This is a genomic window from Limnoglobus roseus (assembly GCF_008254045.1).
GTDB lineage: Bacteria > Planctomycetota > Planctomycetia > Gemmatales > Gemmataceae > Limnoglobus > Limnoglobus roseus.
In genome coordinates this window covers 4,124,488-4,138,573 of the sequence record NZ_CP042425.1, presented here as the reverse complement: position 1 = coordinate 4,138,573, position 14,086 = coordinate 4,124,488, and the positions used below count along the sequence as shown (strand labels likewise).

The following is a 14,086-nucleotide window of genomic DNA, read 5'->3' as shown; positions in this document are numbered from 1 at the left end:
AGTATCTAGCGTAGATTTTTCATTCCTGGAGACTATAATACTTAGTCAACTATTCAACTGTAGGGTTACAAGAATTTGATCTTTCTCCCTTCCACAAAAAGATTATCACGTTGCGAGCCATCAACGTATCAACTGGCAGAGATAATTTAATAAATAAAGAAATGGGACTTTGATTCTCGTCCCTTCTGTGCGAAAAACTGAAATACTGCTCTGCGTTAGTTCGCAGTTTCCAGGCAACGGGCATCTAGTGAATGATGCGTTGGGGTTACGTCCTGGTCTAACAATGTCATAAATAAAAAGCGGTAGTGAGTAAAGGGTAAGTTACAGGGCAATGGTGTCCTGGTCGTCAAAGCGATACGGTGGCTTACTAGACGTGCGGTTAATGCTTTATTTGTGCTTCCCTCCTAATCCTCTAGAACCTTCCCTCTAGAACCTAAGATTATGACGGTGGGAAACCCCCTCACGTAATTTACTAACTAAACAACACGCCAATTATCAGACAGTATAAACTTTAAAGATTCTAATGTTGGTTAGAATGAATTGCCGCTCTTTATTCTCTACACATGATTTGTTATACTCTACTCTCATTCATTATCTGAGAGGTTTTAGTAAATGCCAAAGTTTGAAATCATCGTAGAGCGTACCCTATACTCGTCACGAGTGCTAGGAATCAATGCGGAATCCGAGGAAGAGGCCAGAGATTACGCCCTGTATTATTGCGACGAAGACGTATGCGGACCATTCAACGAAGGGACCGAGGTTTTTAACGACGATGACTGGTGTTACGATTCAGAAGAGACAACCACCGAGGTTGTTAACATAGCGGACGTATTGGAGGACTGCGAATGAGCAGAATCACACAAGACGAGGCGGGGAAAAAAAGAGTTCTGAGGCTTGCCCGTAAGAAGCACTACCTTTCAAAGCACACCGATGAGGAAGGATGGACGCTATACAACAAAAAGCGGTCATCTTTCTGGGAAGGTCATTCACACGAGGCTGCCATTACTTACATGAATGCCTTTGCGTCAGGCTATGACGTGGGACACCTCGACGGCTGTCTAGTTAGCCAGCGCAACGAGGAAGACGCAATTTTGGAAATCCACGAGCATTACGAGTCACTAGGACTAAAGGAAATAAATAAGCACTAGAGAAGTGTTCAGGTCAAAAAGGCTCTAGTATTTTTGAAAGAGTCAGACTAAATTACGTTGCTTATTGATTGATATCTAAAGGTAGACACGCCCCTGGATCGTTTCCTAGGGCGTCCTACTTTAAATCTTATGCGAGGTCTAAGATGACGGAAAAGGCACTCAAGGGACGCATTCGGCGTGCTGCCAAACGCTACGGCTACAAGGTCAACTACCGAGAGCCGGACGGCTGGACTATTCCGCTTGCCACGGGCATCACCTGTGTTTCACGAGACCACTACGAAACATACGGCTTCCTGCTTTGTTTACAGAAATTATCTCACCTTCTCTCGCCTTCCCGTTAGAGCGTGGGGCGGTTGGTAAGTGTACGGTGATCCTGCGATTTCCGTAACCTTCCAAATTCAGAACCGCCCCTATTCTGTCCCACTCTCGTTCCGATCCTTTGTGTACCGTAAAGTCTTTTTTTGCACTTTTTTAGGTCGGCATATACAGGTTTTTATTGATATTCTAAGCAAATTCTGATATTATGATTTTTTCACACTCATGGAGAAAGAACATGGAACGCAAGCAACAAGAACGTGAGATTCTAGGCGAGATCGAAAATCCGAAGGACAGGGCACGATTAAAAAATCTCTTGCCGGAATTCGACGACTCGGATATTTACGATATTTGGTTGGGCGTTGTGGTCAACGGCATCCAACCAAACCTTGATGGTATCGATCTCGTCATCCCGCCTGAACTGTATGCTGACAGAGTCAGAGCCACACGTAAGGCAGCACGAAAAGCGGCACGTAGGGAATCACGTGAGGGATCCAAACGGCTCAGAATCCAAGAACTCGCCGAACGAGAGGAAGAGCGACGGAAGGCCGAACAAGAGGAGGAACGACGGAAAGCCGTGGCTGCCGCATGGTGGGCTAAGTTCTCGGCCGAGTCGCAAGAGTTCTTGCGGCTACGAACCCAAATCCGTTGCGGCGACATGGTGTTCAGTCGTCCCTATTGGTTTCTGCGATTACCTGAGGACGATGCCGAGGTAAACATATGGCGTAACCTCACACAATGGGATTACGTCGGTTGGTTGGCATACGCTGACACGTTAGCCGAGAAAGATGCCGATACCGCCAAACGCATCCGAGGCGAGTTCACGCCCAAACTTATCGAGAGATTAAAACTTCGTACAACCGTTTGACTATTCCGATAGTCTTCCTAAATTTCCTGGTGAGGACTTTACACTAACGGAGGACAGAACGTGAACGAATTCGAATTCTGCGAGAACAACCGCTACCGTCGGGAATCGTCAGGGTTGCCGGTGGCTTCCCTGGTGTGCGGTGCGGTGTTCGGCGTGATCCTGGTTGCCACCGTTGCCCACTACGCTGGATACACGGCCATAACATTTAAAGAAGAGGAACGGCTAAGGGCAAAGGAAGCCAAACTAGCCGTTACCGAAGGGGAGTTGGCCAAGACGCAAAGAGCGTGGGCCGAAATGAAACCGAAACTAGCGGCTCACGAACAGGAAATGAAGGCTCTTGAGGCAAAGGCCAAACGAGTAGCGGGGGAAGTGATTGACGCCTTCGACGCTCACGACAGGGAACGGGAATTGATGAGAAGAAAATGAGAACTGAGTGACCATACACCCCCCGTCCCAGAGTCCACCAACACCCGAGGTAAACGACATGGCAGCGACGAAGGTGACGAAGGCGGTCAGTGTCCCGAATGTGTCGGAAGCAATCCGTGAGGTATTCCGGCGACGTGGCAACATACCGAACGGTCTGGTAATGGACGAACTTGCCGCACTCAATATCTCGCAAACTCAGTATTCGCCCTCTCTGATCTCGGCTCAGCGAAGGAAGATGTTTCCGCAAAAAAAGAAGACTCAAAAAGAAAAACGCTACGAACAACTCGAAAAGAAGGTAAGTGACGTGGTGAGGCTCCTATTCGATGCCACGTCAGAACTGGAGGATTTAATTACTGATTTTGAGGCCGACGGTGGTTACGTTCCCTCTCTTCTGTCCGGCACACACACACTCCTCCACGGAACGCATGACACGTTGCGAGTGATGAACAGTTGGTAAACGACAACCGCCCCGACCAACCCCGCCAATCGGCGGGGTTTTTTAATGTCCTGGCCTTCCCCTTTCGACCGATAAACGGTAGTACGATAATCGCTACTTCAACGCACTGCCTAACGAGAGAGACAAAATGAAAACGGAACTGATTCCCGCCGTCCTCTACTTGCGTGCCAGTTCAAAGAAGCAGGACAAGAGTTGCGAGGATCAAGAGAAGGAATTGAGGGTATGGGCCAAACGCAACAATTATCGGATTGTTGGCAAGTTCGTTGACGATGGGAAGAGCGGAAGCAAAGACACGAAAAAGCGTGTTGCCTTCCATGAAATGATTGCCGAATCCTACTCGAAAAAATGGGCCGCAATTCTCGTCTGGAATAGTTCACGGTTCGGACGTTTAAATTCCATACAGTCCGCAACCTACGTCAAGCCACTCATGGAAAACGGTTGCTTCCTGGCCTGTATGAGTGACGGTAACTTCGACTGGCGCACGGTCGAAGGCCGAATGTTGTGGGGCATGTTCTGCGAGAACAACCATAGATTCTCTGTCTCACTGGCGTCCGACGTGAACCGAGGACGGGCGGGAAGGCTTGCCCGTGGGTATTGGGCGTCTGGCCAAATCCCATTCGGCTATGATCGGCAATACGTGGACGCTGCCGGTAACGTCCAAAAGGTAGTTCGCCGTTTCGAAGTGTTCCAAAAACCCAAGAACTGGTTCCTCACGTTGGTTGAGAACAAGGAAGACGCCGAAGTGATCCGGCTAATCTTCAATCGCTTCATTTCGGAAAATACGTCCTTCTATGAATTGGCAAGGAAGTTGAACAGGGAAGGTCATCCGGTGCCATTGCTTGCCCGAACGATTGGCAGGGCCGGTCATGCCTGGACAGAGCAAATGATTCGTTACACGTTGCGTTGTCCGGCCTACGTTGGCCGTTCCATGCTCGGCACACGCTCGGCTAACTCTCATCAAGTCCATTACCGCCTGGAAGGTGTTGAGCAAAAGGACAACGCTTGTCCTGCCCTGGTGAGTGTCGAGCAGTGGAATGAGGTTCAACGGCTCTTGAAGGAACGGACAGAGTCACGGACGAAGGCAAGGCCAATGGGTATCGGTCTGTTGTCCGGCTTCCTCTACTGCGACCATTGCGGCTGTCGGCTTCAAAAGAGCATTAGCAACGGCCGGAACGTCTACTCGTGTATGAGCGGTCGTCGCCGCCCTGGTGCTGACGGGGAGCGGTGTGCCTATTATCAGGTCAAGGAAACGGAAGTCTTGGGGACGGTCGTTGACTACCTCAGAACGCACGTTGATCGTCAGTTATTGGAAATGGCCGAGACGAAACCGGCGAAGAAAACGGCCGGTCAGGAAACGATTCTGAAAGCCAAGGTTGCCGATCTGAGGCGGAAGGTAGCGACGGCGGAAGAGAACGCATTGCTTGCCCCCAAAGAGCGTGCGGCATCGGCATGGAAGCGTGTCGAGGAATGGGCCGCTGAACTGCGAGAGGTCGAGAATCAGTTGACGGCACAAGGCAACCCGGTTGACTGGTCCGATTGGTGGGCGAACGTCCGGGATAACCTGTTGACGTTGTTACCGGCGGAAGTCCACGGGCAACCAATCAACGATATAACATTTGCTAGATTGAGCGAAAGTGAAGTTATTCAAAGTTTGCCCGACGGGAATCACTTAGTTTGGGAAGATGTGGCAGAGGGACAACCGACGTTCAAAATGCCGATTGTCGTCTCGTTGAAAGAGCCGGACAAGTTCCGGGGCTTGCTTCGGGCAATCGGCCTGAACGTGCGGTTCCGTTGGGTTCGTAGAGAAGGAACGGTAGGAAAGAAGTTGGGCCAAAAGCGGTGGGAACTGTCCGAAACCAAAATCAGTTTAACGCTCAAAAACGCTGGAAATGACCGTCAGGCAGTAGACGCAAGTCAGAGTACTTCACCGCCAAGAAGAAAGCCGCCAAGCGGATCTGCCGCGGCTACGTCAAACCCAGCGACCTGCCGAGCAACGCGGAGGTCCGCGAACTCGTTCAACTCTTCGCCCGCACCCACGAGGGCGAATCCCGCACCAACAACCTCAAGCAGATGCGCCTGCGGGCGCTCTGGCTCATGCGGCGACTATGCCGCTTCCGCCCGCGGCTCATCGGCAGCGTCATGACCGGCCACACCCGCAAGGGGTCGGACATCGACCTCCACCTGTTCTGCGATTTCGTCGAGCCGATCACGTCCATCCTCGAAGCCGAGGGGTTACAATACGACGTGGAGTACAAGCAGATCACCAAGAACAGCGAGTCGCGGACGTTCATTCACATCCACGTCTTCGACACGTTCAACTTCGAACTGACGGTGTACGCCGAGAACCAGGCCCACTACGTCTTCAAGTCGTCGATCACCGGCAAGGCCATCGAGCGGGCGTCGATCGCCGAGTTAGAGCAACTGCTCGAACGCGAGTACCCGAACGTGAACCTCGACGAAGCCCTCGCGGACCAAGACGAGGAGATCGACCCGTATCAACTCTTTCGCCTCTTGTTGCTGCCGCTGGAGAACGTCGGCCAATCGCGGCAGTACCACCCGGAAGGCGACGTCTTGTACCACACGCTGCAAGTCTTCGAACTCGCGAAGGACGCCCGGCCGTGGGACGAGGAGTTCCTGCTAGCGGCCTTGTTGCACGACGTGGGCAAGGGGTTGGACCGCGGCGACCACGTCAACGCGGGGCTGCAAGCCCTGGACGGGTTGCTCACCGAGCGCACGGCGTGGCTGATCGAGAACCACATGCTGGCCCACGACTACAAGGCGAACACGCTCGGGGCGAAGGGGAAGCGGCGCCTGGAAGCGCACGAGGATTTCGAAGACTTGCTGCTGCTGAACGAGTGTGATGTCGGCGGCCGCGTGCCGGGGGCGATGGTCGGCACCGTGGACGAGGCGCTCGGGTTCATCAAAGACGTGGAGCGGATGAACCGCGGGAAGTGACGAAACGGAACAGCCCAAGGACGGTCGTCCCTGGGCTTTCGCGATTTAGTTGCCGCCGTGCCCGTACATGAAGTAGTCGCGCGGGCTGCGGGCGAACTGGTGGTTCGGGTACACCAGCGTGCCGCCCATGAACGGCGGCGGACCGGCAGGCGGGGCACAGTTGCCGCCCTTACAGGCGCCGCCCTTGCCGCAGTCTCCCGTCGAGCAATCGCTCTTTTTCCACCAGAAGATCTTCTTCAGGATCGGGTTCCAGCCGTACTGGCCGGCCGTGCTAACCGGGGCCTCCGCGCTCGGCGCGGCCGGGTGCGGCGGCGTGCCGAAGTCGGCGCGGCTGTCCCCGACCGCGACGCAGGCGGCGGCCGCCACCGCGATGAGTAGCTTGTTCATTGTGCGCTCCTCGCAATCACGGCAGGCGGAGCCATCCGCCGGCCACTCGTGACCGTTGCAGGAGTTATCGGCAGAACAACCCACCCGCCGCGAATGAAAACGCACCGACCCGCCCAGATTGCCCGATCAGCGTTTGTAGGCGGCCACGAAGGTGAGGACGACGCACGACAGCGTCGTGATGAAGCAGCTGACGGCCGCCGTCGTCAGCCAGGGGCCGGCCGGGTTCTCGCCGATCGGTTGGACCGGCATCGCGGTCCGCAGTTCCCGCTCCAACTCTTCGCCCAACCGCGGATCGGCGGGGAGCAGTTTCAGCGTGACGTGGCTGAAGACGTGGAAGGTGGCCACCTCGATCAACCCGCGGCCGTTCGACCAGAGGTTCCCGTTCCGTTTCGCGGGCAGGTTCAGTTTTTCGAACGTCTCGATGAGGGCGGTGTCAATCGCGGGCGGGTGGACGTTGTAAACGACCAGACTCCGCCGGCGAGACTTCAGGGTGAGCAGCACGCTCAGGACCACCAACAGCGCGTAGGCGATCGGCGTGATGGCCGCCGCGATTTGCGCGTCGGTCACCGCCTTCTGTAACTCCGCGAAGCCGCCGCGGCGGAAGACGTTCACGCTGGTGCTCAAGAGCACCAGCACGACGCCGACGGAGAAGATGAAGCCGCTGAGGCCGGCGAGCAGGGCGACGAAATCCCAGGTGCCCGAGACGACGGCCGGCTTCGTGCCGCGGTTCACGGCGGCGAGCCAGAACAGGTAAAGGGTGAGGGGCGTGAAGCAGAGGATTCCGCCGGCCGCGAGAAAGGGCAGTTCCGGATACAAGTGGGCCTCGGTTCGCGGTCGGGAAGAATGCGGTCCGGGAATTGTAGGCGTTCCGGCCCGCCGGGGAACAGCCGTTACCGCCAGCGGAACAACCGCAGGGCCAACCCGAAGCAGACCACGCCCCACGCCAACAGAATGAGGATCGGCTTCCACGCGACCTCGAACCCGGCCCCGTCGTTCATGACCGACCGCACGCCGTCGATGAGGACCGTCAACGGGAGGGCCTGAATGAAGGGCTGAATGCCGTCCGGGAAGCGGTCGGCCGAGAAGAACACGCCGGAGAGCAGGTACATCGGCAGCATGATCGCGTTCATCAGACCGGAGACGGTTTCCATCGTCGTCGCCCGGCAAGCCACCAGCAGGCCGATGCCGCCGAAGCAGACACTCCCGGCGAGCATCAGCGCGAACAGGGCGAGCAGGTTGCCGAAGACGCGCACGTCGAAAATTAGCCAGGCGAAGCTCCAAAGGATCGCGATCTCGATGAACGTGAACACCGTCCGGCTGATGACGAGGCTGAGGAGGAAGTCGGTCTTCCGCATCGGCGTGGCCAGGTAGCGTTTCAGGAGCTTCCGCACGCGCATGTTGACGATGACGAACCCGACGCCCCAGAGGCCGCCCCCCATCAGGTTCGTGCCGATCAAGCCGGGGATGAGGAAATCGATGTACCGGCCGCCGATGGCGTCGATGGTCTGCTCGCGCGGCAGCGCGGCGGCCGGCAGTTGGCTCCGCAACAGCACGTTATCGACCGCGTTCCGGGCCAACACCGCTTCCGGCCGATTCGGCTCAACGAGGTAGTCCAGGGCACCGCCGGGCGAGGCGGGCGGAGTAACGACCAGATCGGTCTTCGCCGTCCGCATCCGGTTGCGGCACTCTTCCGCGTGGGCGACGACGGCGGTCAGCCGCTCGTCATGCCTGAGTGCGTCGAGCATTGCCTTCGCGGCGACGACACCACCAGGACCGTCGGCGACCACGTCCACGCGAATCCGTTCCACCGGCCGGTTGCGGAAGGCACTGCCGAGGAGGAGCGCGAGGATGAGCGGGAAACCGTAGACCCAGAACACGGCTGCCGGCTCGCGGAAGAATTCACGGAAGCGGTTGAGCGTGAGGTGCCACAGCGGGGAGAAGTCGCGCATCGGTTATTTCGCCCCGTCGTCGCGGAGGTGGCGGCCGGTCAGGGTCACGAAGACGTCTTCCAGCGTCGCCGTGCGGGTCGTCACGCCGACCAGCGGCAGGCTGTGTTCGCGGAAGAAGTCCATGAGTGCCGGCAGGGCTAACCGCGGTTCGCCGACCGAGAGCGAAAACCCGTCGCCTTCCGGGCGCAGACCCTGTACCGACGGCAACCGCTCGCACGCGGTCCGCAGCGGGTCCGGCAGCTCGGCGTTCAGTTCGAATTCGATGACGTGTTCGCCGCCGAGCTTGAGAATCAACTCGCGCGGCGTGCCGAGGGCGATCACCTTGCCCTGGTCGATGACCGCCACGCGGTCGCAGAGGCGTTCGGCCTCGTCCATGTAGTGCGTGGTGATGACGACCGTCCGGCCCTGACTCTTCAGCCCGCGGAGGACATCCCAGAGTTGCCGCCGCGACTGCGGGTCGAGGCCGGTCGTGGGTTCGTCGAGAAACAGTAGGTCGGGGTTGCCGACCATCGCGCACGCCACAGCCAACCGCTGCCGTTGCCCGCCGGAGAGCTTTTCGACGTAGGCCCGCGACTTCTCTTGAAGCGACACCGACCCGATCGCGTCTTCAACCGACATGCCGGCCGGGAAGAATGAGCGGAACATCGCCACCGTCTCGCGGACGGTCAGCTTGTCCGGCAGCCGCGTCTCTTGCAGCGAGATGCCCATGCGCTGGCGGAGAGCGTGCTCGTCGCGCTTCCAGGTCAGGCCGAGAACTTCGACCTCGCCGGACGTGGGTTCGAGCAGACCTTCCAGAATTTCGAGCGTTGTGGTTTTTCCGGCCCCGTTCGGGCCGAGCAGACCGAAGCACTCGCCGGCCGGCACGTCGAGGTCGACGCCGCGGACGGCTTCGACCGGCGGCCGACCGGGGTAGGTCTTCACGAGGTTGCGGCAGTGGATCGCGGCAGTCATCCCCCGATTATAGGGAGTGCATCAACGGGGGTCGGCGAACCGCAAGTGCGGCCGCAACTTCTCCAGCGTCTTCACGCCGATGCCGCCGACGCGGCGCAGGTCTTCGATGATTTTGAAGGGGCGTGCTTCGACGATCCGTTCGGCCAACTTCGGCCCGATGCCGGGCAGGCGTTGCAGTTCCGCGACCGGGGCCGTGTTCACGTTAATCGACTCGTTCGGCCCGAGCTTTTTCGCACCGACTGAGGGAAGAGGCAGCGGCTTCGGATCGCGTTCCAACTTCTCAACGCCGCCGGCTTGTGCCCGTGCGACGGGTTGGCCGTCGACGTGCAGCCACGGGCGCAGCTTGTCCACGGTCTTCCCACCGACGCCCTTCACACCGTCGAGTTCATCGAGCGACGTGAACGGCCCGAAGGTGCTTCGATGGCTGAGAATCGCATCGGCCAAACTCGGCCCGACGCCGGGGACTTGCAGCAGTTCCGTGCGGTCGGCCGCGTTGACGTTCAGGGACGACGCGGCCGCGAGGTGCTGAGACGGCTTCGTGGTGAATTGCGAACCGTAAGCCCGGTAGAGCAGCAGCCCGCAGAACAGAGCCAAACACACGGCGAGCGCCGCCTGTTCGCGGCGCTGTGGAGGTTCGGGAAGTGGGGGCGGGCCCGTCATTCGTGCCATCTCGGCGGCCGAATCGACACAACCCGTTCAGTCTATCCCCGCGACAAAGTCACCACCAGATACCGGCACCAATTTTTGAGCGACGGGACGGTTCGGATCAGCACGCGGTCGGTTCCCCGCAGGAGTCGGCCGGCTTTCGGAGACACGCGGCGGATCATTTCCAGGAACTGAAAACCCTGCACGGTCAGCCCAGGGAACGCGGCCCGCAAGGGCACGAGATCGGCTTTCACCAACGGCCGTTCGTCCGGCGTGCGTTGCTTGCCGGGGTAAGGCAGGAATCGCCGCGCGAAGCTCAGCAGCGGGTTGCCGCCCCACGGCTCACAGAAGATCGCCACGCCACCAGGCTTCAACACGCGGTGCAATTCGGCGGCGGCCTTCGGCAGATCGAGGTGGTGCAGGATCGCACACCCCCAAACGGCGTCAAACGTGGCGTCCGAATAGGGCAGTTCCTCGCCGTTGGCGACGACGGCGTTCACCCGCACGCCGTTGGCGTCGGCCCGCCGCTTCGTCTCCGCGACGTAGCCGGGCGACAGGTCGAAGGCGTCCACACAAGCTCCGGCGCGAGCCATCACGACGGCCGCCATGCCGTGCCCGCAGCCGAAGTCGAGGACGCGCTTCCCCCGCAGGTCGCCGAGTTTCGCGAACGCAGGGCGGACCCAGGTTTCGTGATCGAGGTAGGCGTCGTCCGTGAACCGCAGGTCGGCTTGGCCGGTGCGGTAGGCCTCCGAACGCTCGTCGGCCTGCTCGTCGTGAAAGCGCTGTTCGCTCTGCAACCGCTCCAAGATTGGCGTCATCGTGAACCCGTCCCCACGTTCGCGCCTCGATTCCGTAAAATTCCCGCAGAGCGTACCACACTCGACCACCCGAACAAAAGGCGACTTGCCGTGGCTTCCGACCCGACGACCAACCCGCCCCCGCCCGACACGAACGACCACGCGGAAGTCCGCCTCGCGAAGCTCAAGCAGATCGAAGCCCTCGGCGTCGATCCGTGGGGCCAACGGTTCGACGGCCACCAGCCGATCGCGGGCATTCGCGAACTGCCGTGCGAGCCGTTCGACGACGCCAACCCCGGCCCGAAGGTGCGGGCGGCCGGCCGGGTCGTCGGCCGGCGGAAGATGGGGAAGGTCTACTTCCTCGATCTCGCGGACCAGACCGGCAAAGTGCAAGTGATGCTTGGCTCGAAGCAGATCGGCGATCTCGGCTGGAAGGTCGCAGAACTGCTCGACCTCGGCGACCTCGTCGGCATTGACGGCGAGTTCGGCAAGACGAAGATGGGCGAGCCGACCATCCGCGGCAAGGAACTGACGTTCCTGACCAAGTCGCTCGAACCGCACCCGACCGGCTACTACGGCATGTCGGACGAGGAGTACCGCCTCCGGCACCGCTACCTCGACCTGATCTACACGCCGGACACGCTTCGACGGGCGCATCAGCGGGTGAAGCTGCTGCGCACGCTGCGCAACTACCTAGACGACAAGGGCTACCTCGAAGTCGAGACGCCGACGCTACACGCCATTGCGGGCGGGGCGGCGGCCCGGCCGTTCCCCACGCACCACAACGCGCTCGACATCCCGCTGTACCTCCGCATCGCGCTGGAACTGCCGTTGAAGCGATTACTCGTCGGCGGCATCGAAAAGGTGTACGAGATCGGCCGCGTGTTCCGCAACGAGGGGATCAGCCGTCGGCACAACCCCGAATTCACGATGCTGGAGTTGTACCACGCCTACGGCGACCTGTTCACGATGATGGACCTGACCGAAGGCATCTTCGTCGCCTGTGTGAACGCGATCGGCAATTCACGAACGCTGTCCTACGGCGAACGACAGATCGACTTCTCCCAGCCGTGGCCCCGGGTGAAGTACGCCGACGTGTTCAAGCAAACGACCGGTGTCGACCTCTTCGACCGCGACGGCGTGAAGGCGAAGGCGGTGTCGCTGAAGATTCCGCTGGAACTGAAGTCACAAGAATCGGCCGCGTTCTCGGCGTCCGAGACGGCCCCGCAGGTGGCGACGACCGCGCCGAAGGAGCACGACGTCCTCGTTCACGAGCTCTTCGAACACTGCGTCGAACCGGAGTTGGCCAAGAGCGACAAGCCGACGTTCGTGTACGACTACCCGGCCGCCCTGTGCCCGCTGACGAAGCGGAAGCGCGACACGCCGGAGTTGGCCGAGCGGTTCGAGTTGTACGTCGCCGGGATGGAACTCGCGAACGCTTACACGGAACTGAACGACCCGATCACGCAAGAGGCGACCTTCCGCCGACAGCTCACGGGACTGAGTGCGGAAGACTCGATGGCGAAGATGGACGAAGACTTCGTACGGGCACTGCGGCACGGCATGCCGCCGGCCGGCGGACTGGGCATCGGCATCGACCGCCTCGTGATGCTGCTGACGAACACGACGACGATCCGCGACGTGATCCTCTTCCCGCTACTGCGGCAGGAGTGACTTCGGCGAGCGGGGGGCGTCAGCCCCCTGATTCTCCCACACGAATACAGAATCAGGGGGCTGACGCCCCCCGCTCGCCGGCACTTTGCAGTTCCCTCGCCTTCTGGTGCAACTCCCTCTTCTCGGCCTCCGCGTTCTGCCACAGCCAGAGGGCCGTGCCGGAGATGCCGAACAGGGCCAGGATGAGCGCCACGACCCCGAGCGCCGCCAGCGATTGTCCCCACCGGACGGCCCACGCGGCGGCACGCGGGACGAGTTCGACGCCGTCCTGGCTGAACCGCTCCAGCGCCTCCGCGAGTTTGCCCGCCGTCGGGAACCGCTGATCCGGGTTCTTCCGCAGGCACTTCAGGACGATCGCTTCCAGTGCGGGCGGTAACTCGGCGTTGTGGATGCGCGGCGACTCCGGCTCCTCTGTGATGATTTGGTGCAGCAGCGAGAACTGATTGTCCGCGTCGAACGGCCGGCACCCCGCCAGGCACTCGTACAACATCGCGCCGAGCGCCCACACGTCGGTCGGTGGGCCGACGAGCTTGCTCTTTCCCTTCGCCTGCTCCGGCGACATGTAGTACGGCGTGCCCATGACCGCGACGGATTGAGTCAGGTTGGACATCGCCCGCTTCGCGAGGCCGAAGTCCACGACCTTCGGCTCGCCGAACCGCGTGAAGAGGATGTTGTTCGGCTTGAGGTCGCGGTGGACGATGCCGGCCTTGTGGGCGGCCGCGACGCCCCGGCAGACCTTCGCCACAGTCACGGACATGGCCCACGGGTCGCGGCGTTGTTCGGCCCGCTGCAAGTCGCCGAGGTGGCCGCCGTCGAGCAGTTCCATCACCAGGTACGGCACGCCGTTGACCTGGCCGAAGTCGTACACATCGACGACGTTCGGGTGCCGCACTTCGGCGACGGACTGCGCTTCGGCGAAGAACCGCGCGACCGCGTTCGGCCCGACCTGTTCGACGTTCGGCAGCAGTTTGATCGCCACGTGCCGGTTGAGCGCGACCTGCCGGGCCTTGTAAACCACGCCCATCCCGCCGCGGCCGATTTGTTCCATCAGTTCATAGCCGGGGATCGGGAACACGCCGTGGTGCGCGGCCGTCCCATAAGGCGTGCTCTGCGAGTCGGCCGGCGCGGGGGTGTCCACGTTCAGTTCAACGAACTCCGGCACCAACCGCTTCGGATCAGCCATGACAACACCGCGGGAGTAGCGAGAACCAGGTCCGGGCGGACGACGCGAGTGAACCGCTCACCAACTCAGACGAACGCCAAACCAGAAGGGATCAACCGTCGCTTCGCACTTCACTCGACACGTGCCAGGTTCGATTCCCGGGAGAGAGACGCGATCGAAACATTCCCACGGCCGGGTGCGAGTCCCCGGAACCCGTTCGGGAAGGCTTCTCATGGACGATGGCGACGGCCGACCGCGAGCGGGCGCGAAATCGTAGCTCACGCCGCCAGAATTCGCGATTGGTTTTCCGCCACATTTGAGACTCCGGACGCGCGGCCTGTCGGAGTTCTCG

Annotated in this window: 15 protein-coding genes; 8 read left to right on the top strand and 7 right to left on the bottom strand. The window is 60.0% G+C overall.

Going from position 1 to position 14,086, the window contains the following annotated elements:
• Positions 1-845 precede the first annotated feature (845 nt).
• The 7 genes from PX52LOC_RS17165 to PX52LOC_RS17135 all read left to right on the top strand — a co-directional run bounded on the left by PX52LOC_RS17165 (position 846) and on the right by PX52LOC_RS17135 (position 6,169).
• Positions 846-1,148: a hypothetical protein gene (locus tag PX52LOC_RS17165; protein WP_149111257.1), complete on the top strand. Its 303-nt coding sequence runs from the start codon at positions 846-848 to the stop codon at positions 1,146-1,148.
• Between the two features lie 143 nt (positions 1,149-1,291).
• Complete coding sequence (locus PX52LOC_RS17160; RefSeq protein ID WP_149111256.1) at positions 1,292-1,489, top strand: hypothetical protein; 198 nt, start codon at positions 1,292-1,294, stop codon at positions 1,487-1,489.
• 212 nt (positions 1,490-1,701) lie between these two features.
• Positions 1,702-2,331, top strand: coding sequence for a hypothetical protein (locus tag PX52LOC_RS17155; RefSeq protein WP_149111255.1), 630 nt, complete (start codon positions 1,702-1,704; stop codon positions 2,329-2,331).
• A 60-nt stretch (positions 2,332-2,391) separates the two neighbouring features.
• Positions 2,392-2,757, top strand: a complete 366-nt coding sequence (locus PX52LOC_RS17150) for a hypothetical protein (protein WP_149111254.1) — start codon at positions 2,392-2,394, stop codon at positions 2,755-2,757.
• Positions 2,758-2,815: 58 nt separating this feature from the next.
• A complete protein-coding gene (locus PX52LOC_RS17145; protein WP_149111253.1) occupies positions 2,816-3,214 on the top strand; it encodes a hypothetical protein in 399 nt (132 codons plus the stop codon).
• 127 nt (positions 3,215-3,341) lie between these two features.
• Positions 3,342-5,357 carry a recombinase family protein gene (locus PX52LOC_RS17140; protein WP_149111252.1) on the top strand — a complete coding sequence of 672 codons (2,016 nt, stop codon included), beginning with the start codon at positions 3,342-3,344 and terminating at the stop codon, positions 5,355-5,357.
• Positions 5,309-6,169, top strand: coding sequence for an HD domain-containing protein (locus tag PX52LOC_RS17135; protein ID WP_168219051.1), 861 nt, complete (start codon positions 5,309-5,311; stop codon positions 6,167-6,169). The genes PX52LOC_RS17140 and PX52LOC_RS17135 overlap by 49 nt, the downstream gene beginning before the upstream one ends.
• Before the next feature lie 45 nt (positions 6,170-6,214).
• Here PX52LOC_RS17135 and PX52LOC_RS17130 read toward each other — a convergent pair whose 3' ends face one another.
• The 6 genes from PX52LOC_RS17130 to PX52LOC_RS17105 all read right to left on the bottom strand — a co-directional run bounded on the left by PX52LOC_RS17130 (position 6,215) and on the right by PX52LOC_RS17105 (position 10,919).
• Entirely contained in the window at positions 6,215-6,556 is a 342-nt protein-coding gene (locus PX52LOC_RS17130) for a hypothetical protein (RefSeq protein ID WP_149111250.1), read from the bottom strand.
• A gap of 126 nt (positions 6,557-6,682) precedes the next feature.
• Positions 6,683-7,372, bottom strand: coding sequence for a hypothetical protein (locus PX52LOC_RS17125; protein WP_149111249.1), 690 nt, complete (start codon positions 7,370-7,372; stop codon positions 6,683-6,685).
• Between the two features lie 74 nt (positions 7,373-7,446).
• Complete coding sequence (locus PX52LOC_RS17120; protein WP_149111248.1) at positions 7,447-8,505, bottom strand: ABC transporter permease; 1,059 nt, start codon at positions 8,503-8,505, stop codon at positions 7,447-7,449.
• 3 nt (positions 8,506-8,508) lie between these two features.
• Positions 8,509-9,456, bottom strand: coding sequence for an ABC transporter ATP-binding protein (locus tag PX52LOC_RS17115; protein WP_149111247.1), 948 nt, complete (start codon positions 9,454-9,456; stop codon positions 8,509-8,511).
• 21 nt (positions 9,457-9,477) lie between these two features.
• On the bottom strand, positions 9,478-10,116 hold the full coding sequence (locus PX52LOC_RS17110) for a ComEA family DNA-binding protein (RefSeq protein ID WP_168219050.1): 639 nt from the start codon (positions 10,114-10,116) through the stop codon (positions 9,478-9,480).
• A gap of 41 nt (positions 10,117-10,157) precedes the next feature.
• Positions 10,158-10,919 carry a class I SAM-dependent methyltransferase gene (locus PX52LOC_RS17105; RefSeq protein ID WP_149111245.1) on the bottom strand — a complete coding sequence of 254 codons (762 nt, stop codon included), beginning with the start codon at positions 10,917-10,919 and terminating at the stop codon, positions 10,158-10,160.
• 90 nt (positions 10,920-11,009) lie between these two features.
• Here PX52LOC_RS17105 and lysS point away from each other — a divergent pair, with 90 nt between their 5' ends.
• A complete protein-coding gene (gene lysS, locus PX52LOC_RS17100; RefSeq protein WP_149111244.1) occupies positions 11,010-12,572 on the top strand; it encodes a lysine--tRNA ligase in 1,563 nt (520 codons plus the stop codon).
• 52 nt (positions 12,573-12,624) lie between these two features.
• On the opposite strand, the gene PX52LOC_RS17095 is transcribed toward lysS, so the two are convergent.
• A complete protein-coding gene (locus PX52LOC_RS17095; protein WP_149111243.1) occupies positions 12,625-13,755 on the bottom strand; it encodes a serine/threonine-protein kinase in 1,131 nt (376 codons plus the stop codon).
• Between the last annotated feature and the right edge of the window lie 331 nt (positions 13,756-14,086).